This window comes from Actinomyces sp. HMSC075B09 (assembly GCF_001812395.1).
GTDB lineage: Bacteria > Actinomycetota > Actinomycetes > Actinomycetales > Actinomycetaceae > Gleimia > Gleimia europaea.
The window spans coordinates 347,152-373,847 of the sequence record NZ_KV808731.1 but is presented as its reverse complement, the minus strand read 5'-3'; the positions used below and the strand labels follow the sequence as shown (position 1 = coordinate 373,847).

The window sequence follows — 26,696 nt, the reverse complement described above, 5'->3', positions numbered from 1 at the left end:
CGCCTCGTCCCAGCCAAGAATATCCGCAGCTATTTTCGCAACCTCGTCAATAGCAGCCAATCCGCGATTCCGATGCTCGTAACAGAGTCTGGTGCGGCGCGCCAGTAAGTCTTCCACATGCAAAACACCCTCATATAAAACACCAAACGCTATTTCTGCACGTCGAGATGGAGGTTTCCTCTTCGTCCATACGCAATAGGCTGGGCTTAGGCTTCGGTATAGGCTGCGGATTCCTGGGAGAAGCCTGCGTGCTGTGAAGAGCGATATTTAGTTCATTGATGGTGACGTATTTGATGTAGTCGTACCAGTTGTTTGGGAAGCTCTGGATATAGTGGATTTTCTTGTGTTTATTGGAAAATCGCAGGAAATAGAGTGAGAGGCTGAAAGGCTCTGTTCTTAGCTGGATGCCTTGCGATTTTGGGCAATATTTTATGAGTATTGATGATTTCTCTTGTTCACGGGTTCGTTAGGCGTTTTCGCGAGGCAAAATCGCTATCTCTAAACCGGCGAGTACGACTTCCATGATGATTTCAAAGTATTCCTGACTCATGCGGTCTTCATTTTTCGGGTTGGCTAGCGGAATTAAGTAGCCCTGGATGATGTCAGCCAGCGTTGTGGAGCAGACAGCTAGGGGCTGAAGTTGGGTAATCATTTGGCCTAGGTCGTGGCGCTGTTCCTGCTTGGTTGGGCTGCGCAAGTTGCGAGCAGTAATGCTCCACAGCATCGTGTTGATGATAATTGAGTATGCGATGTGAATGTACTTGCTAAAACCAGCATCCCGTAGTTTTTCGTAAGCCACCTCCAAGATTGGTATCAACGCGGCGTTCATATGTCCATACATCAGTTTGTCGGTGACTCCGGGGAATTCAAGAAAGACAGGCCTGACATTTTCTGCTAGGGAGATGAACCAATCTTTCCATTCCAGCTGCTCGTCCGGTAGTTCGATGGTGCTAGTGATCTCGCCTATTACAGAAGCGGTAATGGCGTCACGGTTTTGGTAATGGTGGTAGATGACAGAGGGAACTACTCCCAGACGCTGCGCAAGGTCACGAATCGACCATTTTTCTAGACCGCACTCTCGGGTCAGTTCCATTGCGGTGTACATGATCTTTTCCTGCGTCAGCCAGGCGCGTCTACCCGTGTTTACCCGCTTGTCTTTATTCCCCACGAAAACAGCATACCCTCAACCTCGACAATACTAGAACATTGTTCTAGTATTGTCTCAGCTTGATTGGTAGCTCACTTTGGAAAGGATGTTTTAATGTGCGCCACTAATGAACGAAACGAGAAAGTCGAATCAAAAATAACGGGACTGTTTCCCCTGTTTTTGACGGTGCTACTGGCATATATGGGGCAGATGATTCTTAATCCAATTCTGGCTCCACTATCGCGCGAAATCGGGCTGAAGGAATGGCACATTGGCGCCACCATTTCGTTAGCAGCCATAATGTTTTCTCTTACCTCCACCAGGTGGGGACGGGTCTCATTGCGATGGGGATCTCGGCGTATCTTGCTTATTGGCATGCTTGCCGGAATCCTGGCTCTAAGCGGATTCGCTATGGTGGTGTGGCTAGGATTTAAGGGTCTGCTCACCGGCATAGCGTTGATCATAGGAGTAGTCATAACTAGGGGCGTGCTGTACGGCGGTGCCATCGCATCAGTTTCCCCAGCCGCGCAAACCTACGTTGTGACTCATACCTACAATGAGACGCAACGGGTAAAAGGTCTGGGAGTCTTGGGCGCTGCACAAGGATTCTCGTCTATTCTTGGAGCCTTATTGGGCGGCAGCCTTGCAGCTATAGGAGGTTTCATGATGCCCCTGCTGGTGATGCCTCTGGTCATGCTTTTAGGCGTTGCCGTTTTACTGCTAACATTCAAACCCACAGGTAGCGAAGAAAAAGTCGCTCAACCGGCAAAAGTTTCCTATTTTGATTCAAGAGTATTCGTGTTCCTGGCTTGCGGTTTCCTAATGTTTACCGCTTTTTCTACCGTGGCTACACTTTTCGGCTTTTTACTGCAGGATGTTTTGAATCTAGCGGCCGGCGCCACAGCAGGGCTCACCGCTTTGTGCATGTCAATAATGGGTTTGGTCATGATACTTGCGCAGGCCTTGGTGGCTCCAAGGTTAAACTGGGGTGCTAAAAAACTCTTTAGAAGAGGATTAATAATCGTTCTTCTCGGGTTACTACTCTTGGTTTATCCACTAAATCTTGGACTGTTCATCGTGGCCAGCATCTTGACAGGCTTTGGTCTAGGCCTGGCGATGCCTGGCTACAACACGGCGCCTACTTTGCAAATGAAGCCCGAAGAACAAGGTGGGCTAGCCGGGTTGATTAATGCTAACAATGGTGCAGCCTATGTAGTGGCACCGATAGCCTCCACCGCACTTTACGGACTCTCTCCGTGGCTACCAATGACATGTTGCGCAGTCCTGATAGCTGCGGCAGTTTTGCTGAGTTTTTACCATCCCGAGTTCCGCAAATAATCTCTTTATGATTAGAAGCAAAAACCATAAAAATCCCTGCTAAAGCGGTATTGACTTCAGCAGAACTATGATGTCTAGTCGCTACGAGATTCAAACAAACTCAAACGTCTCAAAAACCCCATGCAAACACGAGGTCATTCAGCTCAATCGCTTGTAATGGTGTGTATATTCTTCTTGGTAATGACCCTGAAGCTATTGAGAATACCTAGTGTTACATCGGCAAGATAGAAAACTTTGTTGAGCGCTTACGCGATCATGACAAAAAGAAGCCGCAGTGGGAAAGAGAATCAGCCAACGAGTGGACAACATCGACCAGGGGAGTGCCAAGCTTCCCGTCATAAACGCGCCGATAGCTTGCACCAAAACGATGCTAAACACGAGTCCGAATGCGATGGCGAGCTTTTTTCGCAGGTGTGAATCTGTGGCGGCTTCTTGCGCGCTTGGCCCATGATCGTGGTGATGCTCGCTCATGATGACCCCCTTCTAGAAACTCGGCTCGTGAATCCCTCGTTCACTCCTGTAGACACATGTCTGAGCAGGCGTTGATTTGGTCAAGGCGGACGCTATGGTCGGCGACCTCGGTAACGAGTTCAGCGTCGTGGGTGATGACAATGACGACGGCACCAGTGTCAGCGAGTTTACGCATTACTCGGGAAATCGCGACAAGGTGTTTGTAGCCAACACCGGACGTGGGCTCGTCGAAGATGTAAACTTTCTTGTTCGCAGCAAGCGCTGTAGCAATAACCAGACGTTGACGTTGCCCGCCAGAGAGTGCTTGCGGATGATCAGCCTCGTGGTCGGCAAGGTCGAGTTCTTCAAGGATCGCGTGGGCATCGATGTGTTGCTTTTCGGCTTTGGTCGTGCCGAGCGTGACTTCGTCGATGACGGTATCTGAGAACAACTGTCGGGTGGGGTCTTGCATGACGAGATATGCGTCTCGGCTGGCGAATTTTTGTCCGCCGAGTGTGATGGATGCATGTTTGGCTTTTTCTAGTCCGCAAACAATGCGTGCCAGAGTTGATTTCCCTGAACCGCACGGGCCGAGGAGCGCCGTGATTTTCCCCGCCGGAAACAACACGTGGTTAATATTGAGGACTGTGTTTCCATGACGGTAGGCAAAGGTGAGGTTGTCGATCGTGAGCCCGTTCCCTGCCGGTGGCGGGAGTTGTGGAATGGGCACGGGAACAAGGGACCGTAGTCCAAGGTGTTTGCGTTCCGCCTCTGGCGTGGCGTAGAACTCTTCGCCGGTTGCGGTGAGGGCTATCTTGCCTTTGTCGAAACAGTAGACACGGTCAGCGATCCCGGAAAGGAAACTTAGCCGGTGTTCAGCAATGATGATGGTGTGTCCATCAGCTTTGAGCCTGGCGATGAGTGTGGCGAGTTGGTCGATAACGTCAGCGGACAAGTTCGCGGTTGGCTCGTCAAAGACGATCATCGACGTGTTGTTGCACATGGCGACGGCGCAGGCCACGCGTTGCATCTGCCCACCCGACAGTTGTGTGACGCGGGATTCCAGCAGGTCGGCGATACCTAACTCGGCTGCAACCTCGTCAATGCGGGCACAGATTTCCTGCGGGTCGCGGCCGAGGTTTTCTGGGCCGAAGGCGAGTTCTTGGCGCACGTGAGTGGTGTAGAACTGGGTGCGCGGGTTTTGAAACACTGTCGAACAGTGGTGGGCAAGGCGTGGCAGGTCTGTTTGTGCCACGTCAATGTCGTCGACTGTGACGCTTCCGGTGAGGTCGCCGTCGTGGAAGTGTGGGATGAGCCCGTTAAATAGCCGTAGTGCGGTGGTTTTTCCTGACCCTGACGCGCCACACAGCAAGGTGACGGTTCCGGGTGTGATGGTGATGGTTGCGTCGTTGATTGAGGGGTGGTCTGCTCCTCGATAGGTGAAGGTGACCCCAGTTGCTTGGGCTATTGTCATAGGACGATTCTCCATATCGCGAAGCCGATAACGATGAGCAGAATGACTGCGTCGATCACACGGAATTTCACGACTGTGACTGAGGTGGGCTTTGCGGTTCCGCCCAGTCCGCGCACGAGGGCGGCCGATGCCAGTTCGTCCCCGCTGCGTACCACGGTAGATAGCAGCGGGATTGTGAAGTATTGCGCCGCACGCAGTGAGAGCACGGACATGCCGCGTAGTTTCATGGCATCTGAGATCGCTTTAACCTCGTGGCCGATCACGGGCAGCACACGTAAGGCAACCGAGATTGGGATTGTGAAACAGGTCGGGATCCGTGAGCTGGCGAGTGCTTTTTGCAAGGTGGCGGGTCGGATCACGCCGATCGCGTAGGCTCCCATTCCTGCGCTGACGCTGAATCGCCACATCCACTGCAGAAACAGCACGAGGAACGCGCTGGCTGTTGATTTCCAGACCAGGGGTATCACATAAACGAGTGTGCCGAGGACCGCAAACGTGGCGAGGTAGCCTGCTACCCAGCTGGGGCGCACGAGCGTGTTGGGGTTGATCGCAGCGCTCGTCAGCATCACGGCGGCGAATCCGCCCAGAGTACACACGAACCACGGCGAGTAGGCACTGTAGATCGTGGTGGAGACGATGACGAGCGCTGCGATAATGGTGCGCGGGTCGGGAAGTTTAGACAAGACCGGCCCGTTCAAAGTGTTTGCGCGCGACCCTGGTTCCCAACAGACCAGCAAGCCAGCCCACGATGAGCATCACGCCGAAGAAGCCCAGCAGAATCGGAATCGTGACGACCTGTGCCATCTTGGCGGCATACTCGGCACCCATTTGTTCGGCGATTTGCGACATATATGCGTCTTGGTTCATAAATAGCGGCATCCACGGTGACACGTAGATCGGCAGAATAAACAGTGCGTATGCCAGCGGAACGCGAACCTTAACGTTCTTCGGTCCCTTGGTGATGACTAGGTCGGCGAGCAGGCCGAATACAGCGGCCACCGCGATGCCTCCCACCCAGTGGCCGGTCACGAAAAAGAGGATTTCGATGATAATCAGCATGATTGTCAACGCCCCCATCTTCGGAGTGCGTGCTGTGAACAGCGCAAAGACGATGCCGTTAACGAGGATAGAAAGCAAGAAACCGGCATACATGGCGGCGGGGATGAACCCGAGCATTCCGAATGCAAACACGATGACGAACATCAAGGCGGTGAAGACGCCAATGTTGATGAAGTCGCGCGCGTTGAGGCGCGAGGATGTGGGTGTGGACATAGTTTTTCCTTTCATGTGCTTATACGTGCTGTGTTTAGACGAGTTGCCATCCGGCTGCGTTGATGCGTTCTTGCCAGAAATCGCGGTATTGACCTGGCTGGTTGACCAGCTCGTCGTGGCACCCGCGCTGAGCGATACGCCCACCGTGGGAGAGCACAATGATTTGGTCAGCTTGTCGAATGGTTTCAAGTTTGTGGGCGATGACAATCAGTGTGGAGTGTTTGCGTAGCTCATTCATCGCCGCAACAATATTGGCTTCATTTTCCGCGTCCAACGCGCTAGTGGCCTCATCGAAAAGCACGATCGGGGCCTTCTTCACCAAAGCGCGGGCGATAGAGACGCGTTGGCGTTCCCCACCCGACAGTGCACGCCCGCCAGAACCCGCCAATGAATTCCAGCCGTCTGGGAGCCGGTTGACGATTTCCGTCACGCCCGACAGGTCAGCCGCCCACCTGATTTCTTCATCGGTGGCTTCGGGGTTGCCAAGGCGAATGTTGGCTTCGAGAGTGTCGTTGAATAAGTAGACGTCTTGGAAGACAAGAGACACCTGGCGCATCAAATCTTCGGTGGTCTGCTCGCGCACGTCCACTTCGCCAACGCGCACGCTGCCGGACTGCACATCCCAGAAACGTGCAACCAACCGGGCGATCGTCGTCTTCCCGCACCCAGATGGACCAACCAGGGCACACATGCCACCTTGCGGGACATGGAAGGAAATATCACGGAGAACCGGGGTGTCCGGATCGTAGCCGAAGGTGACGTCCTCGAAACGAACATCACCAGGGGCGTTTATCGGTGTAGAGGCATCGGGTTCGGACAGTTCGGGGGCATCCATGACCTTGTCGACGTGATTCATCTGCTGGCGGCGTTCTTCCAGCCCGGTCATGCAGCCACCGATGTCTTGGAGCATGGTGGTGAACCGCAGACACATGCCGATTGTGACCACAGCGTTCAACGCGCTCACCTGCCCGCCGAGGGCGAGTTGGGCGGTCAGCCAGATCATCACCACAATGAGTGCTTGAACGAACATCCCATTAATCAGGTTCGCTAATGTTTCGATCCACAATGCTTTGCGACCCTTGCGGTCAGCCTGGTCGAAAGCCCGATCAAGGGCCGGGTAGTCGTCGGCGACATGGCAGGAACGCAGCGCACCTTGACAGGTGGCGAATTCGACCATGCGAGCCGCCAGCTCCGATTCGGCTGGTTCGGAAACCTGCTTACCTTTATCAAGAAGCACACGGGAAATATGGAGGAAGGCGAGCATGATCGGGAAGGCGATCGTCAAGGTCAGTCCCAGCCGCCAATCCCAGAACCAGGTTCCCACAGTGATCACCAGCACGGCCGAGAGTTTTTGGACGAGGGAGAAAATGAAATGTGCCGCCGACTCGCCCAAGTTCATCATTTCCTGGGTGACCATACGCGACAGCCGTCCAGAACTACCCGAATCGAACACTCCCAACGGTAGGCGGGCTACCTTGTTGCCGACCGCTTGGTGGACGTCGTGAATGAATCCGAGCGCGCCGATATAGCCGGTGCGCATGCCATAAAACTCCGTGCCCACGCCCAGCATCGCGATCACCGCCAAGGCGATGAGCCAGCCCGAAAACGATAACCCCCACACCGGCATTCCGGTCGCTAGGGCACTTGCGGCGGGAAGCAAAATCAGCAGGGCAAAGCCGTGACACAGTCCTGATACCGCACCCCACGCTTGACCGACCGAGAGGTCTCGCCACGAGGCGGGTTCCATCAAACGCTTAAAGCGTGGCAACAATATTTGATTCATTGTGTCATCTCCTCGCATGCACCTTGGGTAAGAAGTGCCTGATAGTGCGCATTACCCAACAGCTCGTCGTGTTTACCGACCACAGCAATGCGCCCGCGTTCCATGACGACGATTTGGTCTGCCCCTCTGATCGAGGCCAGTCGGTGGGCGATCACAATCACGGTTCTGCCTTTGGCAAGAGTCGAGAGAGCTTGTTGGATTTTCGATTCCGATTCCGGGTCCGCCATCGCCGTCGCCTCGTCCAGCACCAACACTGGGGCATCAACCATGAGCGCGCGGGCGATCGCGATACGGGCTGCCTGTCCGCCCGAAACGTGGGTGTCCTCCCCCAACACGGTGTCGTAACCATCTGGCAGGCTCATGATGAACTCGTCGATCTGCGCTGCTCTCGCCGCCTGCCGCACCTGATCTAAGGTTGCGTCTGGCGCGCCCAGGGCAATGTTGTTGTGGATGGTGTCGCGAATAAGCTGTGCATCTTGCAGGACGAATGCGACCGTCGAATACAACACGTCCTGGGAAATGCTCTTTAGATCAACCCCGCCGATGGTGATCGTGCCAGCGTCCGGGTCATCAAAGCGGGCCATCAAACTCGCCAACGTCGACTTCCCCGCACCCGACGGGCCAACCAGCGCGGTCACCGTGCCTGCCGGAATGCTCAGGCTTACCTCGTCTAATGCCTGGGTGTCGTCATAGGTATACGACACACCCCGAATCTCGATATCATGACCGTGTGGTGTCTGTGGTGCATCGGGTTGGCTCAATGCCGGTAGCTCCATCACCGCAACGAGGCGCACCGCAGCCGATCCCGCAAGCTGGTAAGACCAGGCGATGGTTGCGACTGTCATCAACGCTCCCGGCAGCACCAAGGCGATCAACGTCGTCGTTATCACCTCGTAGATGCTCACCCAACCGGCGTTCATCATCAACGCGCCACCGCCAAGGTTCACGATCAACAACACCGGGATCGACACCCACGAAAATGAGGCGACCGACATCGACACCAGCGGCATACACCACGCTCGGTAGAACTTAGAAAACTCGTTAGCTGCATCTAAATAGGCTTTATGTGCTTGGCCGACCTTGCCGAATGCTTTCACCACTGAGATACCGGCAACGAACTCGGCCATCGTTGCCGAAACCTGAGCGAGCTTGGTATCCATTTGCGCGGTCTTCTCATTCATCCCACGCATCGACATGCCATACATGCCCACATAGAGCGGGATCGTCGCAATCGACAGCAACGCGAGTCGCCAATCCACCACAAACGCATACATCAACAAGGCGAGCGGGGATACGATCGCGTTCAGTTTCTCTATCGGCCCGTGCGCGATTACTGTGTGCACCGTGGCCGTATCATCCTGAATGGTCTTGCGGATCTTCCCCTCACCCTCGCGGGTAAACCACGACAGCGGAGCAGCCGACATTCGGGCGGCAATTTGCCGACGCATCTGGTTACGCAACGACAGGTCAATAAAATGCGTCACGCCCAATGCAACAAAATATAAGCTCAACCGGGCCATGTATGCGCTGACGAGGAGTATGACGATCCAGTTCACCCGCGCCGGGTCCACCTGGTCTTGCATAAGTTCTCTGCCAAGCTCCACCAGAGCCACATACGGGGCAATAGCCAACACGCCAGAGAGAAAAGCCAAAACCTGCGCGACGAACAGCTTGCCTTTCACTGGCTGCGATAGTTGACGGATCGCGTTCTGGCCAGCGACAGATTTTTCCTTCGCGGACCCATACTCGCCGTCAACAACCTGATCCATTGCACTATCGTCCATGCAAACACCATCCTTATTAGGCAAGGCTAACCTTATCTAAATTCTGGAAGATGTACCTAACCGTGCACGTAAACCGATACGAGCATCACCCTTTCAAGGCCATACTCACCTGTTCACCAGTGCGGAATACGAACCGGATTGTATCCTCAGATCAATTCTGTGCCGTGATACCATGGTGAGTCCACGCGCCGTTTAGTTTTTCCTTGTATTTCGCGCGTGTTGATGAAAATTCTTGGCTTGAACGGGTTGGGATAAATACGTGCGGTTGTCTTCTTCGATAGCTGATCACTTGAAGTTTTTGTTACCGTCCGCAGATGATTATCGCGAGGCGAATTGGCGCCGCGACCTGGTTGCAGGCGTGACGGTGGGTATTGTTGCACTGCCGTTGGCGTTGGCATTTGGGGTTTCGTCTGGAGTGGGCGCAGCCGCCGGTTTGGTAACGGCAATAGTTGCGGGCCTGATTGCAGCGGTTTTTGGCGGCTCACACGTGCAGGTGTCGGGGCCAACGGGCGCGATGGTTGTGATCCTGGCGCCAATAGTTGCGCAGCATGGGGCAAGTTCGATCATGTTGCTGTCGGTGATGGCAGGCCTGATGGTGTTTGCGTTCGGATTGTTGGGCCTGGGCAAGGCTATCTCCCTGATCCCTTGGTCCGTGGTGGAGGGTTTCACGCTGGGAATCGCCACGTTAATCGCGCTTCAGCAGGTGCCGATGGCGATGGGGGTAGAAATCCCGGCGGGCGTGAACTCGCTGTATGGCGCTTTCTTGGCCGTGCAGGCGGCGGACTGGGCGGTTTCCGCATTCACTCTGGGTATTGTCCTAGTTACTGTGTTGATGATTGTGGGGACTTCCCGCATATCAACAACGTTCCCGGCCTCACTCGTCGCAGTGGTCGTGGTGTCACTGGCGGCGTTCTTTGGCAATCTTGCGGTGCCAACTATTGGCCAGCTCCCCAGTTCCCTTCCGGCGCCAAGCCTTCCATATGTTGATTTTTCATTGATGAGGCAGTTGCTGCCTGCCGCGTTCGCGGTGGCAATGCTGGCGGCAATCGAGTCGCTACTGTCGGCACGTGTTGCGGCTGGAATGCCGGGGCAGGGATCGTATCAGCCGGACCGGGAGCTGGTGGGCCAGGGGCTGGCGTCAATCGGCTCGGGTATTTTTGGAGGAATGCCGGCAACGGGCGCGATTGCGCGTACGGCAGTGAATGTGAAGTCGGGAGCTACCAGCCGCGTGTCCGCAATCGTGCATGCGATAATCCTGGGCGCGGTGGTATACCTCGCGGCTGGCCTCGTGAGCCATATTCCGCTCGCGGCCCTAGCCGGAGTCCTGTTCGTAACCGCATTCCGCATGGTTTCAACATCTAGTGTGTGCAAGATTTTGGGCTCAACGCGCGGCGATGGCCTCGTATTTTGGATTACTGCACTGATCACGGTCGTGTTCGACTTGGTTGTTGCAATCGGTTTGGGCGTTGCGATCGCCGTGTTTTGGGCGGTCTACCACCTGTCCCGCCTGTCGGGCGTAGTGGAGTTGCCGCTGCCGGGCGAACGCCAGCAACCCGATGACAAGATCGCGTACTTCCGTTTGGACGGCTCAATGTTCTTTGGCGCGGCAGAGCGCATCGTCACTGAGCTTTCCGACGTTCACCGCTCCACCGGAGTGGTGATCTTGTCAATGTCGCACGTGGGGATTTTGGACGCGTCGGGCGCAAAACAACTTGCGGACGTGTTCGTGGAGCTCAATGAACGCGGCATCATAACGATGATCAAGGGCCTGCGCCCCGAGCATCTGAAGGCCGCGCAAAGCGTGGGCATAATCGATGCGCTAAGCTCGCCCACCTACCTGTTCGATTCCATCGAAGAGGCCGCCGCTTCTGCACGCAGATTGGTAGCCGAGGGGTTGTGAGGCTGCAATTTCAATGCGCGAATGTAGTCTTTTGACCAGACGCCATGTTCTGAGGGTTCGCGTACGGAGGCAAATTTAAGATGAGGTAGACACGCTCGGCTGTACCGGTATAGTCTGGTATAGTCGATATGGAACGAAGGAGTTTCGATGCGTGATTTTACTTTAGGAGCGAACGTCTCCGTGACGGTAGAAGACCTTGGTCTTAAGGCAAACAGGGATCAGGAGGAATATATCCAGCGGATCTTGGATACGCCCCTTGATCTAGATACCTTTGCTTGGTTGTCAAAGCGGGCTCAGAGTCTTGAAGCGGGCGAAGAGCTGCGAAAGGTAGTTGACTACTTCCGAGATGCGCAGGGCGGGACGCCTGCCGGTTTTAGGCGCGAGTTGCACCTAAAGAAGGGAGGCGTTCTCGAAGTTGATCTGGTCCGCGATATTTCCAAGGACAAGGACGGGAAAGAGCGACCCACAAAGGTGCTGTACTCGGCGGACTCGGCCAACCCGTACGAGGTTGCCCCGGTTGCCCCCCTGCTTGCAAACTTGACTTGTAACCCCGGAATTATTTATGACCTGTTCTTAAATAACCCAAAGGCTAACGTGGGTAACAAGTACAAGGATCGCGACGAGGTCATGACTTCTATCGGCGACATTCTTGGACCTGGCTCCGATATTTCGGTAGAGCTAAACAATCCTTTTGAGCAGGATTTCTCGAAAATTCTTGAAGAAGTTAAGCGCTTCGAAGAAATTTTGTCTCCTTGGCGTCTCGTGGTGAAGGTTCCTCACACGGGACCGGTTAATCACGAAAACTACAAGGAGCTGCTCGAGGGCGACGGACGTCTGGGGCTGGGCTTTGATAAGGGTTCCACGGCCGATGCACTACGTGGGCATGAGCTTGCGCTACGCCTTCATGAGGAAGGGTATAGGGTTAACTTCACCCTGATGTTTGAACCGTTCCAGACGCAAATGGCGCTGCAGGCAAGGCCGTACTTCATTAATTCATTTATTCGCCACCGGAAGATGCAGACTGATCGAATGATCGGCTTGCTCAAGGCTTACGAGCTGAGTCATGATTCGTATTTCCTGACGCAGCTCAGGGATTACATGGTCGCAAATGACTACATTGGCGCAAACGACAATCCGGATGACCTCGCGCTAATTAATATGGCGCAAACCTTCCTCACATACCGGGGTGTTGATGTTGATACCGCTAGCTTCGATGGCCTAGACGGTGTTCGCCACAATCTACGGGCTCTTCGTAACTCGAATCTGGATGACACCAGGCTGATCATTTGTTCGATGGAAGGTCCGATGAACTACCCGGACATTGATCGGTTGTTGATGGAAGATGAGTTCCGCGACATGGCCGATAGGGTCGTCGTTACCGCTGAGCCGCAGTATCTGGCTCGGTTTACCTCAACAAATCAGGTTGTTAGTTATCAGCGACGCTTTATGAAGGCCGCTTCCGGGCAGTCTTAAAGATTGCTGCTGGAGGGAGGGAGGTTTTCTCCCTCCCTCCGGTAATTGTGGGATTGGTCGCGCAAGGTTGTTGGACCGCGTATGGCTCGCCTTGTGCTAGTAGGGTTATGTCAGGCATTTGCTTTGTGGGCGCGTGCTGTACGCATGCCTGCTGATTAGGTTTGTGAGGGTGCGTCGTATGCAGTACGAGCTCGATAGGGATTCGATTACGCCTCTGTATGTTCAGATTGGCGACATCATTCGAGATGGGTTGTCGAGAGGTGTGTGGAAGCCTGGAGAGAGGATTCCGTCAGAATCTGAATTGCAGGAGAGTTTCAACGTATCCCGAATGACGGTACGTGGAGTGGTCTCCTCTTTGGTGGATGAGGGGTTGTTGCAGAGGGTTCCTGGTAAGGGGACGTTTGTTGCGCAGGCCAAGATAACTGCAAGCTCACCGATGTATAGAGGGATTCGCGAGCAGTTGGAGCGGATGGGGTATAAAACCCAGACTGAGCTCCTAAAATTCGAAAAGATTCTGCCGCCCCGGTTCGCTCAAGATGCATTGGAAGTGGCTGCCGATGAGAGCGTTTTTGAAATCGTGCGCCTTCGAAAGATTGAAGATCAGCCGGTAAGCCTCCACAGGTCTTGGATTCCGGCTAAATTTGCCCCGTCATTGCTTGAGTGCGATGTGGTGGATGAACAGCTATGTACGGTGCTCGGTGATGAGTTTGGGCTTAGGGCAACCGAAACTCACGAGACTTTAGAGGCTGTTGCGGCGTCTGAAGTGGAAGGTGAGATTCTCGAGTGTGGAGAAGGTGTCCCTCTGCTACTTCTCGAAGATACGCTGTACGACGAGCGAGGCCGGGCGTTTGAGTATACAAAGCTCTTGCTGCACGGTGGCCACATGAAGGTGCGCTTCAATTTCTCGGGAGAAACCAAGGCATTCTAATCGCTTTTTAGCTGATCTTTCTGGAACCCTTGCCCACACTTGTATGTACAGGTATAGTCAGGTATAGCACCTCCTTTCGGTGCGTTTTTGGACTTCAAGGGAGAAGATCATGGAGCTAACAGTTCCCCAATACGCGAAACACTTTGACATGGCTTTGCATCTGCAAAGTTCCACCGAAGATGACATTAGGAAGCATGCGCAAACCGCGAGGGACGCGGGAGTGGCAGCATGCTACACGAACTCATTCTGGACTCCCGTGGTCGCGGATGTTCTGAAGGGTAGCGATGTGCGAGTCGGCACCGCTATTTCCTTCCCGTACGGCTGCACGTCAACCGCAATGAAGTTTGCGGAAATTGAGGAAGGCCTTGAGCTAGGCGCGACCGCCGTTGACATGGTGGTCAACATTGGCGCAGTTCATGACGGCAATTACTCATTGGTCGAAAAAGAACTCGTTGGTCTTGTGGATCGCTGTAAAGACAAGGCAATTACAAAGCTTATTTTTGAAGTTGGGTTCCTTACCGATGAACAGATCGCCGATCTAACTAAGTTGTGCTGCGAAGTTGGCATTGACTATGTGAAGACGGCTACGGGTTCCGAGGCTTTCCCGTCCGAGCACCAGATTCGGATCATGAAGGAGAACCTCTCTGGAGACAAGACAAAACTGAAGGTTTCGGGCGTTCCGAGGACCTTCACCATGCCGGCCACACTATGGATGATTGAAAAGCTCGGCGTCTCGTTGATCGGTACGCGTAGCGCTGCACGCCTCGTCAAAGAATACGAGGAATACCTCAAGAGGGGGTACTAGAAGTGGCCGAAACGTATCTTGTTGGAATAGATGCAGGAACAACGGGGTGTAAGACCGTTGTATTTGATCTTGACGGCAATGCCTTGGGCTCTGACTATCGGGAGTACCCTTCTCGATTCCCGAAGGAGGGGTGGGTAGAGCAAACATACGACGACATCATCCCGCCTCTTGTAGATTCCTGTCGTGTTGCGATCAAGAAATCGGGAGTCAAACGTGAGCGCATCGCTGCAGTGGCATTCTCCTCGCAAGCCCCCCTTCTGACGATGCTTGACGAAGAAGGCTTCTTGATGAGGGACTTCGTGTCCTGGCAAGATCTGCGCGGAGCTCCGTACATTAAGGAGTTGCGCGAGGCCTATGGAAGCGAGAAGTACTACCAGGAGACTGGTGACCCGCTGAACACGAACTCTGCTGCGCCTAAATGGGCTTGGCTGAGGGATAACGAGCCGGAGAACTTTGAGCGCGCCCGCTGGCTTCTGTCAGAGCAAGAGTACTTGCTCAAAATTTGGGGTGCTGAGGATTACTGGACGGACCTGTCATCCGCATCGCGCGAAGGCATGCTGGATGTGAATGAGGCTGAGTGGTCAAAGCCTATTCACGATTTGGTGGGAATTCCCCTAGAGAAGCGTGCGAAGCTATCCAAGGTTCCAGGACAAGTCGTAGGCACTGTTACCGGTGACATTGCGCTTAGGGCAGGATTGCCCGACGGGGTAGCCCTGTGTGTAGGCGGGCACGACCAAAACTGCTGTACTTTCGGAGCTGGTGCCATCAAGGGCGGGGACACCGCCATGGTTATGGGAACGTTTGGTTCTTGTTACGTGGTGATGGACAAGCCAATGCGCGATCCAAAGCGCAAACTCATTGTGAAGCCCAACCACGGTATGCCGAACTGGACTATTGAAGCGTTCTCTAACACTTCTGCCTCGGCATTCCGCTGGTACAGGGATACCTTCTGTCAGCTTGAGACCGCTTCTGGTCAGGTTGTTGGGATCGATCCGTATGACCTGTTGACTCGTGAGGCGTCGCGCTCGCCTATCGGCGCGTCCGGCGTTACGTTCCTCCCGTACCTTGCGGGTGCGGCAGGTGCTCGTCAGAACTCTGATGCTCGCGCCAACCTATTTGGTATGTCGCTTTCGACGAATAAGAACGACATTGCGCGCGCGGTCCTAGAGGGAATTTGTTTCGAGATGAGAGACATCCTGAACGCGCAGGAAGCTGCTGGAGTCGAAGTGGGCACTATTCGCCTGGTCGGTGGTGCTGCAAACTCAGAATTCTGGAGCCAGATGCTTGCAGACTCGTTGGGGCATCCGATCGAGATTCTGAGTTCGAATCAAGCTGGTTGCCTCGGTGCTGCTATGTACGCCGGCGTGGGTGTGGGCGCATATGAGGATTGCGAGGATGCTGCGAAACGTGCTGTTAAGGTTTCGGCGCGCTATGAGCCGAACCCTGATGTTGCCGCTGAATACGATAAGGCATTCGAAAAATTTGTTGAATGCTACGACTCCCTGGACGGCAATCTGTTTTAGGAGGAGCCTCGTTTGAGAGGCGTCAAACAAGGAGGTTTGTTGTGAAGTTTTCATCACTGCTCGAGGTGTGTAACTCGGCGCGCGAAGGCGGATACGCAGTTCCTGCTATTAACGTGGTTGATGAGAATTCTCTCCGCGCTGTCGTTGACGCGGCGCAAGAGTGTAAATCGGCGGTTATTCTGCAATTGTCGGTAAAGACAGTTCGGCAGTGGGGCTTGCAACAGGCAACGAGCGCAGCTGAAAATGCTTCTGCTGGAGTATCGGTTCCAGTGGTTTTGCATCTAGATCATTGTCCGGATATTGACCTTTGCAAAGAGGTAATTGATGCCGGATGGTCGTCGGTGTTGATGGATGTCTCTGCTCTTCCCGATGAGCAAGTGGAACCGGTTTTGAGTGAAATCTGTTCTTATGCTCACGAACGTGGCGCAACGGTAGAGATTGAAGTCGAGAACATCCTAGGTGTCGAGGACGGTGTGGGCACTGATGAGGTGCTCCGCTCATGCACAGTCGATGAACTAGTTGATATTGCAAAACGCACTGGAGCCGATCTGCTCGCTCCGCAGTTGGGTACGGCTCACGGGCTGTATAAGTCCGATCCGGTACTCCAGCCTGAGCGCGCGGGAGAATTTGCAGCTCGTACTGATATTCCGATCGTTTTGCACGGGGGCACTGGGCTTAGTGACGCAGATTTCGCCACGTTTATTGAGGCCGGTGTTTCTAAGATCAACATTTCAACAGATTTGAAGGTTGCTTACATTGAGGCAGTTCAGAGGTTTGTAACCGAGAATTTTGATCCTAGTTGTGGGTCGATCGGCATCGATAGTTGGAAATCTAAGGAACCTTTGGCCTTGATTCAGGCGCAACACGATGCGGTTAGAGACATGGCTAAACGGTATATGAGGATCTTTCAATCTAAAGGACGTGCGTGATGGCTACGCTTAAAGGAATTTTGTTTGACTGCGACGGTGTTCTAGCCGAGACAGAACGCGATGGACACCGGGTTGCGTTTAACAACACGTTTGAGAAATTCGGGCTTCCATTTAGGTGGCAGCCTGAAGAATACGCTGAGTATGTGAAAATCGGGGGTGGAAAGAACCGCATTCGCAACTATCTGGATCAGCGAGATTGGGATTTCCCTGACCTGCCGGAGTCTGAAGCTGAGCGACAGGACTATGTAAATTCTTTGCATAAGTCCAAGTCCGAGTCGTTTATCGAAATAGTAGATTCTGGGAAGCTGCCTGCCCGCCCAGGTGTTAGGCGACTGATTCAAGAAGCACTTGAGAACGATCTTACGGTGGCTGTGGTGTCATCTTCGGCTGTGGCATCCGTAGAGAAGGTTCTGCTACACGTTGTAGGCGAAGAGATGGCTGCAAAAATTCGGGTGTTCGGCGGTGAGCATGTCACGAATTCTAAGCCTGATCCTGAGTTGTACTTGTACGCACTTGGCGAGTTGGGACTCAACCCAGAAGACGTGGTGGTTGTCGAAGACACGAGGATTGGTTGCCTGGCTGGCACTCGAGCGGGCTGCAAGGTGCTTATTACACCATCGCACTACTCTCATAACGAGGATTTCGAAGGTGCAACCGCGATTGTGTCCTGCTTGGGAAGTAAGGAGGAGCCCGCAAAACTTCTTAAGGGTTCTCCCGAAATTCTCGATGAGCAACTTGTTACCGTGGGGACTCTACGCAAAATGCTTGAACGCTAGTGTTTACGTGTTGACGTAACACGTATAAACGTTGTGCCGGCCCTACTTCCGGGGGCCGGCACAACGTTTTCTATTTTGCGCTCAGGGTTGCGTATCGCATTTTGAGGAAGTCGAGCACTCGCACCGCGCTACGTTCAGCCTCGCCGCGCGTCAAGGTGCCGGTCTCCAAGCATTCGAATACGGAGTCTTCCCGAGTGGTGCCTTGGTGCACGTCGCCTCCAGGCATCAGCACGTCCACGCCCGCCCGCACGCGATACGCCGAATCGTACACGCCTGCAAAGTTCGGGTCCGGAGCCATCCTCATCCACCAGTCCGTCATCACCGCGCCGCGATAACCCCACTCGCCAAAAAGCACGGTCTGCACCAGGTCGTAGTGGTAGTGCCCCCACACCCCATTGATCTTGTTATAGGACGTCATGATGAAATGCGGGCTGGCGTCCTTCACCACCATCTCAAAGCCACGCAAATAGATTTCGCGCAGCGCCCGTTCGGACAGGCGCGAATCGTTGTAAATGCGGTTAGTTTCTTGGTTATTGACCGCAAAATGCTTCGGACAGGCGCTGCGTCCCCGGCTTTGAACACCCCGCACAATCGCGGCGCCAAAGTGGCCCGTGATCAGTGGATCTTCCGAATAGTATTCAAAGTTTCGCCCGCACAGCGGATCGCGGTGAATGTTCATGCCCGGACTCAAAATGATGTCAGAACCCAGCAGAGCCATCTCTTCGCCATGCAAAGCCGCCATTTGCTCGATCAGCTGCGGATCCCAGGTGGAGGCAAGAGCAGTCCCACATGGCAGTAGCGTGGCGGTCGCGTTCAAACGCAGCCCGGAGGGGCCGTCCGTGGTGATTGCGGGAGGAACCCCCTTGGCGCGCAAAGCCTGTGTAACTCCTCCTAAAGCCCCCGCGTTGCCCGGCGCGCCCAGCGGCGAGTTCATGGTCACGTCACCGTAAGTCAGATCAGCGAGGTCGCGATTAGACAGCGACGCCGCAAAATCAGCGGTTGATACGCGCCCGGCCAAGACGTCCTCGAAACGCGCATTTTCGGCGCTCGCGGGATTGCCAGAGGACTTCGGCAATCGCTGCGTGATGCGCCCAGCTAAATCAACCTCGCTCATCGGAACAGGTGCGAGCTTCACAGAATCCGCGCCCGCCTCGCGAACGTAGCGGTCAAACGCAACGACGGGAGCCGCGGCCTGCTCCAGCCGCTCCAAAACGTTTCGGTCAAACTGCACGTTGCCGATCTCGCGCGCCTCACGCACATCATTTCCGAGGAAGAGGGCGTAGTCGCCTTCCTCCAAAACCCAACAGTGGCTGGTGTCCCGGTCCGCCTGGTCATCGTAAACCGTGAGGTTGCGTAGCGCCGCGGTGATGGTGAACTGCGCGCTCTCGCCCGGAGCGAGGTCAGGGGAGCGCCAAAATCCTACGAGTTCCCGCTCGGGCGCCCCGTTCAATAGGCCCGGTTTGCGCACGTACAGTTGCGCCACCGCACAGGACCTCGCTGATCCAGTGTTCGTAACGGTTGCGGATACGCTCACGCCCTCGTCGCAAATCTGAATGGTTTGGCCGGAATACTCATGCGTTGAATAACCCAGGCCGAATCCAAACGGGTACTGCACTTTTTCTTTGGCAAACGTTTCAAAGTAGCGGTAGCCAACGTAAATGTCCTCAACGTAGGTGTTCGCATCCAGATCGCCAAAGTGTTCGTGGCTGGGGTAGTCCTCGTAGCGGTATGCGATCGTGTCGGTTAGGCGCCCGGCCGGCTCCAGCTCGCCAACCAAGATTCTCGCGATTGCGCGCGCCCCTTCTTGCCCGCCAGCCCACGCCAGTAGCAGGCCATCAACGTCTTGCTCTTCCGCCCACGCCAAGTCCATGACGTTGCCGGTCACGACGATTGCAACGGTACGAGCGAACGCCTTATTCACCCGCTCTAGTAGGGATCTCTCGTCATTAGTGAGGTAGTAGGAGCCCTCCTGTAGCAAAGAGTCGCGGTCCTCACCGGCTGCGCGCCCTATAACCACCAGGGCCGTGTCGCAGCGCGATGCGGCGGCCTCAATGTCCGTATCCGGCATGGGCATCTCGTCAAACGAGAGCGGCCACTTCCCCCACTCTTCGCCCGGATCTACGGGGTTTGCCGCGCACCACTCCTCATACTTGGTAGCCAGGTCAGCATCTACGGCAACCCCGAGTTCGCGCAGCGACTCCGTCAGATTCGTAACGTAGGGTGGATTTACGTCGCCGCCCGAGCCGTAACCAACCGCAATCCAATCGCGGGCCACGCGCCCAAAAACTGCCAGCGGCTTGCCTTCCTCCAACGGTAAAACTGCGTTGTTACGCAGGAGCGTGGCTCCTTTGGCGGCTGCTATTCCAGCGAGTTCAGCGAGTTTCGGATTCAGACCGGCTCCATCGCCCGATGCCCTAGTGGAAGTTTGCGAGAGGATTTCGTTTGTCATGATCTGCCTTTCAAAGCCAGAACCGGGACATCTCGTTATCTTGCGCCTGAGTCTACCAGCGCGATTTGTGGTCGCAGAAGCGTTAATTCGCCGGAAAATAGCGGCGCAATGCCGGAGGAGCCATGCGAGTTAAACTTTCGTTTCCAAAAGGTGAGTATTTTAGGACCAATGTCGTGCATTTTGCCCCGCGCAAAAAGAATGAGGAATAGACTACGCGAAGGTGCATATTCTGACGCCAGGACGCTATTGGCGGTGTGGAGGAGACATGTTGTTACGCCGATCCAGAATCTTATTGGGTTTTATCGTTATGTCTATATTGCTGGGGTTGTCGGGGCTTCTTATCCCTGGATCCTCGATGGCTAATGCAGCAGACGGAAAGGATAAGACCAGTGCCGTTACGGTGACTAGCAGAGTCGTTACGCAAGACGGCAAGGAACTAGGCGACACCATAGATCCTGAGAAACCTTTTGAAATCCAGATGGATTTCAAATTCTCCGTCATAAAAAATAAGCTACTCAATACTCCGGCACTTGCGAACGGACTTACCGAAGACACGCAGATCGATGACGGTGACTTTGCAGTTTTTAACCTGGGTGAAAACTTTAAGCCGAAAGATCCCTCCGGAACAAAAGTTCCCGTTTTTATTATGGGCACTGAAGATAACAACAAACAGATCGGCACTATTACTCTCAGCCAGGGTAGTGACCGGAGTGTCACCGCTAGGATGGATTTCCACAGCGACGAGTTCAATTATGAAACGGACGGCCGCAGAGACGTTGCCGTCACCTTTACGGGCGAGTTTTCAGCTGCCGCTGGTGAAGGAAGTGAGCCGGGCTCGCAGCAGGATGTAGTGAAAATTTTCGACAAGGAATACAAGCTTCCCAAGGTTGTTGAAGAGATCAGCTACGACTTCACTAAGAAGGGCGGAATAGTAGATCCGGCCAAACGCGATGAAATCCTTTGGACGGTTGAGGTAAACAAGAAGTCGAACACTGGCAAGAACCTCGCTGGCGAGAAGTTCACCGACGATTTAAGCGAAGTTGGCGAGTACGTCCAGGACTCGTTCACAGTAAACGGGGCGAAACAGGCTCCCGTCTTTGAGGCGAAGACTCTTACCTACGAGTTCCCTGAAGATTTTGGCCAGCCCAAGGCGACCGTAACATTTAAGACTAAGGTTGCAGACCCTAAGACTCCTGAAGTCAAAAACTTGGCTAACCTTTCCTACTCGCACGAAGATTTGAAGACCGCTGAAGCAAAGGTCCCGGTCTACCAAAAACCAAAAATCTCCAAGAGTTTTTCGGGAGTTGAGGTAAATAAAGACACGGGCGAGAAGGCGATGATCTGGACTATTCTGGCCGGAACGCCGTACTTCGACTACGGGCCAGCATGGATTGGCGATATCCTCAGTACGGAGTTAGACAGCCAGAAAGCTCCGATACGTCAAGAGCTAACGGTCGAGCACAGCCTTTCCGGCAAAGATAGCGAATGGAAGACTGTGCCCAAGGAGAACATCGAAACTTTGAGCGAGGACGCCGCCAAGGATTTCCCAGGTTTTCCTGCTGACAAGAATGCGCCCTGTCCTGACACGTCAAAATACACAAACGAAGTGTACGATCTCGGTCTTGGCTGGCATGCAGGAACCCGAGAAGCTACCCCAGAGTCAAAGTATAAAGAGCTGCAAAACCACTGGATGTTCGTTAAAGACCTTAATGGGCAGTACCGTTTTACGGTAAAACTTATTTTTGATAAGGACGATGAGGTCGGAAAGCTTCAAAACGACGCGGAGATTCATACCTGTGGTGACGTGATCTTCCCGGTGACCCCGCCGGTTTACAGCGGTGAAGCAACTATCACCAAGAAAGCGTTGAAGACGTACGAGAATGATGTCTTGAACCAGGGGAATATTCCTTGGAGTATCACGACCGACTTCTCCAAGATATTCCCGTCTGAACACCGCTACGTCTATGAGCTGTTCTACTACGGCTCAGAAAAAGATTATAAGAATGAAACAGGGTTAAACGTTAAAGACGTTGCTCTGCCAGAGGGAACTCTAGAGGCGCTCTTGAAGGGTGATAAGGGAGAGCCTTTCGTTAACTTCAACCAGAGTTATCTGGACGGTTCACTCGAACCCGGGGAGGGCGATAACCTAGCGGCAAAGACGTTCCCACTCTTGAATGAAGGCGGGAAGCAGATTGGCGAGCTGGTTCAAATCAGTGGTTTCACCGAGGTGAAGTCGTACACCTTCAAGCTAAAAACCCACGTGCGTGATTTGCTGGACCTAATGGGTGAATCCGGCTCCTATTCAAAGACGTACAAGAACACCGCTGCTTTGGTAACCGGCAAGGGTGATTCTTTGAAGGCTTTGAAGTCTTCGGCCAAGTACGAGCTTGAAGGTCGGCTACTTGATAAGTACACGATTGAGTCCGATACGGATCTGAACAACATAGATAACGTTTCCAAGAACGGTTGGAACAGCAGCTATCGTGACTATATAACCGGTATTCCATTGGTTGATGAGACAAAGACCTTTAACTACAAAGATCGGACCGCGCTGTTCCGGATCGATGTTAACCCGACGGGCCTCAAGTTCTCCGAGTATGCAAAATCGGTGGGAGCCTCAGACAAATGGGTTTCAAAGAACTGGTCGGTCACAGACGTGTTGCCTGAGGGCTTGTCACTTGTGCCACTGACTAAGGGTGGGTCAGATTATTTCGCGATCTACGAGGCAGATCCGATTACCCCTGGCTTCATCGACCACGGCGGGGTAACGGTAGCTGATAGCACTGATTTTGTAACCTTTATGCCATCGGCTAGGGCTAAAAAGAAGGTGACGGCAGACGAAGCGAAAGTGACGTTTGATAAAGACAAACTCACTTGGAACTTCTCTGAATATGACGGCACTCCTTATTTCATTATCGTCAAGGCGCAGATGAATGAGGAAGTCTTTAGCACGCTTGTTAAGAATGCCGCACAGTCTAAGTTTGAAACATACCGGAATAAGGTTTCTCTCAAGGCTGATGACAAGAACCTGGCCAATGATGGTGCTGATTTGAAGATCAAACCGTATTTGCTCACTAAGGAAGATCCGAAGGTGAACGGTTCTAAGCTAGATTGGACGTTCACTTACAAGCCGTTTGATCAAGATTTCAAGGATGTTGTAATCGAAGATGAGCTCGATAAGAACATCGCGATCTCGCTTGACGAGGAGGGCCAGCCGAATCTTGATGATTTCAAGGTGAGAAGGTCAAACGAGTTGCTAGAAAACGGCGACTACAAGAACTTGACCAAGGCAGAGGACGGCAAAGAGGACTCGGCCGTTGTGAAGCTTGTCAAGGGAGATCCTAAGGATGGCGAGGTCGGAATTTCGTATGATGCCGCCACGCATAAGATCCTCTTCAAGCTACCGAACACGCCGGCTGAAACTAAGCCGTATGCCTACAAGGTTGAATACCCAACCATGTTGCGCATAGTAAACCCGGACGCAGAGAAGATTGTGAACAAGGTGAAGGCGTTGGCAAGCAACGTCACGCCGGAAGCAAGCGGCGAAGGCAGTATTGACGCGCAAAAGTATGCTGCGTTTGCCACTTTGAAAGGCATGCCATACGTCGCTTTGAAGAAGGTGGACAACAAGGGCACCGCTCTCTCTGGAGCAGTATTCAGCTACGAGGATGCGGAGGGCAACACCGTTACAACGGTCAGTGATGGTGACGGTATGGTCTATGCAGTGAACCTGCCAGAAAAGACCGTTGAGATCACGGAGCTGAAAGCTCCCGAAGGTTTTGTGAAGCTTTCACAACCTATCGTTATTGGGATTGTAGAAAAACCCTACACAGTGGAATCTGGTTTGACACAGGTAAAGGGTGAGGGGTCATTCGACAATCCGTTCGAGGTTCCAAATGAGGTCAAGCCAGAAGAGCCTACCAAGCCGTCTGAGCCAAGTGAACCAAGTGAGCCCAGTGAGCCGGGTAAGACAACGCCGCCTAGCTCGCCCTCGCGAACCACTGGTAAACCAGGAACTGGACTGTCTAAGACGGGCGTTTCAAATGCTACGTTGCCGCTCGGCATTGCCGCGCTGGTACTGCTAGCAGCTGGAATCGTGGTGGTGCGCAGAACGCACTAACACCGGTCAAATAATGGGTGCGATGGGCAAATGCCCATCGCACCCATTATTTGTTTAGCTAAGCGCCTGCCTAAAGCCTCTTGCCGTTTCGGCTATTAACAGCCCCAGCAAGCGCCTCGGCTCAGTGCTCGTGCGGATCCGCCTCGGCATCCGCCTGCGTCTTGTGCACCGTGCCGGGCAAATGATCTGCCGGGCCATAAATGGTGTACAGCTTCAACGGCTCCTCTCCAATGTTTGTCACGTTGTGCCAAGCTCCTGCCGGAACAAAAATCGCGAAGTCGTCCTCAACTTCCTTTACGAAGTTCAGGTCATCCTTAGCCGGGCCCATCTCGCAGCGGCCCTTACCCTGCTCGATACGCAGGAACTGGTCCGTGTCCTCGTGAACCTCAAGGCCAATGTCGCCGCCAACCGGAATCTCCATGACGGTCAGCTGAATGTGCTCACCCGTCCACATGGTTGTGCGGAAATTCGTATTATCAAGAGTTTCCTTCTCAATATCGATCACGTAAGGCTTCTTGCCCTGATCATCAAACTGGCCAGCGTACTCGGTCATCGTCTATCCCTTCCTTCAAGTCAGACTGTAACGAAATACACACCATCCATCTTAGTTCCACCCTGCAAAAGACGCAGAAGATCTAAGCGCTACCACGCCGCCTCGTTTTCATGGGAAAATGAAGGCATGCTGCTAAGTGATCGTGACATTCGAGCCCACATTGACGCCGGCAAAATTGCCCTCGATCCGTGGGACTCAAACATGGTGCAACCAGCCTCCATCGACGTTCGGCTAGACCGTTACTTCAGGCTGTTCAACAACCACAAGTACCCGGTAATCGACCCGGCCGCAGACCAATCGGAGCTCACCAGCCTCGTGGACGTAGGTAACGAGCCCTTTGTGCTCCACCCCGGCGAATTCGTACTTGGCGCAACCTACGAGCAGGTCACGCTTGCCGATGACATTGCCGCGCGCCTCGAAGGCAAATCGTCACTTGGCCGCCTGGGTCTGCTAACGCACTCCACAGCAGGGTTCATCGACCCCGGCTTCACCGGGCACGTCACCCTGGAACTGTCCAACACCGCAACCATGCCGATCCTGCTCTACCCGGGCATGAAAGTGGGCCAACTCTGCTTCTTCCAACTGTCCTCGCCGGCCGAAGCCCCATACGGCAAGGGCGCGCGCGGATCACGCTACCAGGGCCAGCGCGGCCCCACTGCCTCCCGGTCGCATCAAAACTTCGAACGCGTACAGATCGCGCAAAGCCCCCACATTGAAGGGGACGTGCAGGTTCTATGAGCAAGTCTGAGCGTGTCCCAATCGCCGAGCGGCTCGCGCAACTAAACCAATCCAACACGCTTCCGCGCGAAACCACACCCACGTCGGCGGATTCCCTTGCCACGCAGGCAATGCCAGACCTCGCCACCCAAGTGAACGCCACGCGGGCTCGCGCCCTAACCGTCACGGCGGCGGGCGAGCTCAACGCCGTAGAACACGGCGCATCCGTTGACATGCCTGTTATCACGTTCGAGGACGCCAAAATCCTGAGCCCCAAAGACGCGGAAGGCAAACACCTTCTGGTCACCGGGGATGACGTGGACCCGCGCGAGCTTGAGGCCCTAGCCGTTTCTATTTCCGAGGATGCCGGCTGGCTTGCGCCCGGTCTGCTCCGCCTCACCGAAGGTGCCACCCTGTCAGGCCCCTGGCGCATCACCAAAACAGAACGCGCACTGCTTAACACGCCCGCCCGCATGGAGCAGGCGTGGATCGTAGACGTACCCGCTGTTCGCACCAGCGCCGCCCCGGACTTCCTCATGCACACGGACCCGTTCGCGCGCGCTTTCCCGGACGGCATGCCGGCGGGTAAAGAGTTCGAAGTTCTAGCCGGCCTTATCCGCATCGCCAGACGCCTTGCCGGAGCTGTGAACGCCGCTCCCTCGCGAATCAACATAGAACCTGACGCGGACAGTGCGGTGGACATGATGGTTTACGCGCCCAGGTGGGTGGATGAGGAAGACCTCACCGCGCTGCTACGTCCGTATCTGCCCGACATCGTGAACGGGTTGGAAGAAGCGAAGCTGGCGCCCATCGATTCGGCGCAGCGCGTGCAAACGCGGGAAGAAATCGCGAAAAAGATCAACATTCCTGAAGACGAGTTGGTGCGCATCGCTGAAATCGCGCAGAAAGCCGACAGGAAAGCTGCGGCCGAGGGGTTTGTTGTGCGCGGGTACTCGCTGATCGCATCCGTGGGGAACACCTCGCGAGTGCACATCACGGTTGCCCCCGCAGACTTCACGCCCTCCGTTCTGCGCTTCGAGCAGTGGCCGCAGGGCAGCGCCATCGAGTACGGGGTCCGCTGGATCATGCCCGAGGTTTACCGGGATAAACTTATGCGGCCCGGCCGCGCGCTACGCTTTGAACGCAACCGCGTCAAAGACCAGATTGAGCTGATCGCCAGCCTTATCGCAAGGTCTACTGCCGGATACATGCTGGACGAAGACCAGTTCTTGATCTCCGACCCAGAGTAGGGGCGTTCACGAATAGGGGCGCTCG

20 protein-coding genes are annotated in these 26,696 nt (G+C 54.3%); 11 read left to right on the top strand and 9 right to left on the bottom strand.

The features are described 5' to 3' along the window. Together HMPREF2854_RS08880 and HMPREF2854_RS02540 are read right to left on the bottom strand one after the other, a co-directional pair. On the bottom strand, nt 1–123 hold a 123-nt coding region (locus tag HMPREF2854_RS08880), incomplete at its 3' end, for a glycerol-3-phosphate dehydrogenase C-terminal domain-containing protein (RefSeq protein WP_395994405.1). Between the two features lie 343 nt (nt 124–466). Next, the gene (locus HMPREF2854_RS02540) at nt 467–1,168 is read right to left on the bottom strand and encodes a TetR/AcrR family transcriptional regulator (protein ID WP_070618547.1); all 702 of its coding nucleotides are present in this window, start codon (nt 1,166–1,168) and stop codon (nt 467–469) included. Nucleotides 1,169–1,261: 93 nt separating this feature from the next. Between HMPREF2854_RS02540 and HMPREF2854_RS02535 the strand changes: the two genes are divergently transcribed. Then, the gene (locus tag HMPREF2854_RS02535; protein WP_070618544.1) at nt 1,262–2,485 is read left to right on the top strand and encodes an MFS transporter; all 1,224 of its coding nucleotides are present in this window, start codon (nt 1,262–1,264) and stop codon (nt 2,483–2,485) included. A 511-nt stretch (nt 2,486–2,996) separates the two neighbouring features. Here the strand turns inward: HMPREF2854_RS02535 and HMPREF2854_RS02530 are convergent. From HMPREF2854_RS02530 to HMPREF2854_RS02510, 5 genes are read right to left on the bottom strand one after another with little or no spacing between them, the layout of a single operon-like run. Then, on the bottom strand, nt 2,997–4,409 hold the full coding sequence (locus HMPREF2854_RS02530) for an ABC transporter ATP-binding protein (RefSeq protein WP_070618541.1): 1,413 nt from the start codon (nt 4,407–4,409) through the stop codon (nt 2,997–2,999). Continuing rightward, nucleotides 4,406–5,092 carry an energy-coupling factor transporter transmembrane component T family protein gene (locus HMPREF2854_RS02525; RefSeq protein WP_070618538.1) on the bottom strand — a complete coding sequence of 229 codons (687 nt, stop codon included), beginning with the start codon at nt 5,090–5,092 and terminating at the stop codon, nt 4,406–4,408. Before HMPREF2854_RS02525 ends, HMPREF2854_RS02530 begins: the two co-directional genes overlap by 4 nt. Further along, nucleotides 5,085–5,681 (bottom strand): MptD family putative ECF transporter S component, encoded by a 597-nt coding sequence (locus tag HMPREF2854_RS02520; RefSeq protein ID WP_016444300.1) that lies wholly within the window; start codon nt 5,679–5,681, stop codon nt 5,085–5,087. The genes HMPREF2854_RS02525 and HMPREF2854_RS02520 overlap by 8 nt, the downstream gene beginning before the upstream one ends. Before the next feature lie 34 nt (nt 5,682–5,715). Further along, entirely contained in the window at nt 5,716–7,464 is a 1,749-nt protein-coding gene (locus tag HMPREF2854_RS02515; protein ID WP_070618535.1) for an ABC transporter ATP-binding protein, read from the bottom strand. Beyond that, complete coding sequence (locus HMPREF2854_RS02510) at nt 7,461–9,248, bottom strand: ABC transporter ATP-binding protein (RefSeq protein WP_070618532.1); 1,788 nt, start codon at nt 9,246–9,248, stop codon at nt 7,461–7,463. The genes HMPREF2854_RS02515 and HMPREF2854_RS02510 overlap by 4 nt, the downstream gene beginning before the upstream one ends. A gap of 259 nt (nt 9,249–9,507) precedes the next feature. On the opposite strand from HMPREF2854_RS02510, the gene HMPREF2854_RS02505 reads away from it, so the two are divergent. The 7 genes from HMPREF2854_RS02505 to HMPREF2854_RS02475 all read left to right on the top strand — a co-directional run bounded on the left by HMPREF2854_RS02505 (nt 9,508) and on the right by HMPREF2854_RS02475 (nt 17,582). Further along, complete coding sequence (locus tag HMPREF2854_RS02505; protein WP_148130874.1) at nt 9,508–11,148, top strand: SulP family inorganic anion transporter; 1,641 nt, start codon at nt 9,508–9,510, stop codon at nt 11,146–11,148. A 147-nt stretch (nt 11,149–11,295) separates the two neighbouring features. Next, nucleotides 11,296–12,621 (top strand): transaldolase family protein, encoded by a 1,326-nt coding sequence (locus HMPREF2854_RS02500; RefSeq protein WP_070618529.1) that lies wholly within the window; start codon nt 11,296–11,298, stop codon nt 12,619–12,621. Nucleotides 12,622–12,799: 178 nt separating this feature from the next. Continuing rightward, a complete protein-coding gene (locus HMPREF2854_RS02495) occupies nt 12,800–13,549 on the top strand; it encodes a GntR family transcriptional regulator (protein ID WP_070618526.1) in 750 nt (249 codons plus the stop codon). A gap of 109 nt (nt 13,550–13,658) precedes the next feature. Then, nucleotides 13,659–14,354 carry a deoxyribose-phosphate aldolase gene (gene deoC / locus HMPREF2854_RS02490; RefSeq protein WP_070618520.1) on the top strand — a complete coding sequence of 232 codons (696 nt, stop codon included), beginning with the start codon at nt 13,659–13,661 and terminating at the stop codon, nt 14,352–14,354. A gap of 2 nt (nt 14,355–14,356) precedes the next feature. Continuing rightward, complete coding sequence (locus HMPREF2854_RS02485) at nt 14,357–15,877, top strand: xylulokinase (protein ID WP_070618517.1); 1,521 nt, start codon at nt 14,357–14,359, stop codon at nt 15,875–15,877. 41 nt (nt 15,878–15,918) lie between these two features. Next, nucleotides 15,919–16,806, top strand: coding sequence for a class II fructose-bisphosphate aldolase (locus HMPREF2854_RS02480; RefSeq protein ID WP_070618514.1), 888 nt, complete (start codon nt 15,919–15,921; stop codon nt 16,804–16,806). Beyond that, nucleotides 16,806–17,582, top strand: coding sequence for an HAD-IA family hydrolase (locus HMPREF2854_RS02475; RefSeq protein WP_070618512.1), 777 nt, complete (start codon nt 16,806–16,808; stop codon nt 17,580–17,582). The genes HMPREF2854_RS02480 and HMPREF2854_RS02475 overlap by 1 nt, the downstream gene beginning before the upstream one ends. Before the next feature lie 70 nt (nt 17,583–17,652). Here the strand turns inward: HMPREF2854_RS02475 and HMPREF2854_RS02470 are convergent, their stop codons facing one another. Further along, nucleotides 17,653–20,031, bottom strand: coding sequence for a glycoside hydrolase family 3 protein (locus HMPREF2854_RS02470; protein WP_070618509.1), 2,379 nt, complete (start codon nt 20,029–20,031; stop codon nt 17,653–17,655). 355 nt (nt 20,032–20,386) lie between these two features. Here HMPREF2854_RS02470 and HMPREF2854_RS02465 point away from each other — a divergent pair, with 355 nt between their 5' ends. Further along, nucleotides 20,387–24,151 carry a prealbumin-like fold domain-containing protein gene (locus tag HMPREF2854_RS02465; protein WP_070618506.1) on the top strand — a complete coding sequence of 1,255 codons (3,765 nt, stop codon included), beginning with the start codon at nt 20,387–20,389 and terminating at the stop codon, nt 24,149–24,151. 121 nt (nt 24,152–24,272) lie between these two features. Here HMPREF2854_RS02465 and HMPREF2854_RS02460 read toward each other — a convergent pair whose 3' ends face one another. Beyond that, entirely contained in the window at nt 24,273–24,704 is a 432-nt protein-coding gene (locus tag HMPREF2854_RS02460) for a cupin domain-containing protein (protein ID WP_070618505.1), read from the bottom strand. A 126-nt stretch (nt 24,705–24,830) separates the two neighbouring features. Here HMPREF2854_RS02460 and dcd point away from each other — a divergent pair, with 126 nt between their 5' ends. Then, nucleotides 24,831–25,442, top strand: a complete 612-nt coding sequence (dcd, locus tag HMPREF2854_RS02455; protein ID WP_070618496.1) for a dCTP deaminase — start codon at nt 24,831–24,833, stop codon at nt 25,440–25,442. Beyond that, entirely contained in the window at nt 25,439–26,671 is a 1,233-nt protein-coding gene (locus tag HMPREF2854_RS02450; protein WP_070618493.1) for a hypothetical protein, read from the top strand. Before dcd ends, HMPREF2854_RS02450 begins: the two co-directional genes overlap by 4 nt. Nucleotides 26,672–26,696: the final 25 nt, after the last annotated feature.

Excerpts from the sequence above, each read along its gene's own strand:
- HMPREF2854_RS02535 (WP_070618544.1), top strand. The coding sequence starts at position 1,262 with ATGTGCGCCACTAATGAACGAAACGAGAAAGTCGAATCAAAAATAACG.
- HMPREF2854_RS02530 (WP_070618541.1), bottom strand. The coding sequence starts at position 4,409 with ATGACAATAGCCCAAGCAACTGGGGTCACCTTCACCTATCGAGGAGCA.
- HMPREF2854_RS02520 (WP_016444300.1), bottom strand. The coding sequence starts at position 5,681 with ATGTCCACACCCACATCCTCGCGCCTCAACGCGCGCGACTTCATCAAC.
- HMPREF2854_RS02515 (WP_070618535.1), bottom strand. The coding sequence starts at position 7,464 with ATGAATCAAATATTGTTGCCACGCTTTAAGCGTTTGATGGAACCCGCC.
- HMPREF2854_RS02510 (WP_070618532.1), bottom strand. The coding sequence starts at position 9,248 with ATGGACGATAGTGCAATGGATCAGGTTGTTGACGGCGAGTATGGGTCC.
- HMPREF2854_RS02500 (WP_070618529.1), top strand. The coding sequence starts at position 11,296 with ATGCGTGATTTTACTTTAGGAGCGAACGTCTCCGTGACGGTAGAAGAC.
- HMPREF2854_RS02495 (WP_070618526.1), top strand. The coding sequence starts at position 12,800 with ATGCAGTACGAGCTCGATAGGGATTCGATTACGCCTCTGTATGTTCAG.
- deoC (WP_070618520.1), top strand. The coding sequence starts at position 13,659 with ATGGAGCTAACAGTTCCCCAATACGCGAAACACTTTGACATGGCTTTG.
- HMPREF2854_RS02475 (WP_070618512.1), top strand. The coding sequence starts at position 16,806 with ATGGCTACGCTTAAAGGAATTTTGTTTGACTGCGACGGTGTTCTAGCC.
- HMPREF2854_RS02470 (WP_070618509.1), bottom strand. The coding sequence starts at position 20,031 with ATGACAAACGAAATCCTCTCGCAAACTTCCACTAGGGCATCGGGCGAT.
- HMPREF2854_RS02465 (WP_070618506.1), top strand. The coding sequence starts at position 20,387 with ATGGCTAATGCAGCAGACGGAAAGGATAAGACCAGTGCCGTTACGGTG.
- HMPREF2854_RS02460 (WP_070618505.1), bottom strand. The coding sequence starts at position 24,704 with ATGACCGAGTACGCTGGCCAGTTTGATGATCAGGGCAAGAAGCCTTAC.
- dcd (WP_070618496.1), top strand. The coding sequence starts at position 24,831 with ATGCTGCTAAGTGATCGTGACATTCGAGCCCACATTGACGCCGGCAAA.
- HMPREF2854_RS02450 (WP_070618493.1), top strand. The coding sequence starts at position 25,439 with ATGAGCAAGTCTGAGCGTGTCCCAATCGCCGAGCGGCTCGCGCAACTA.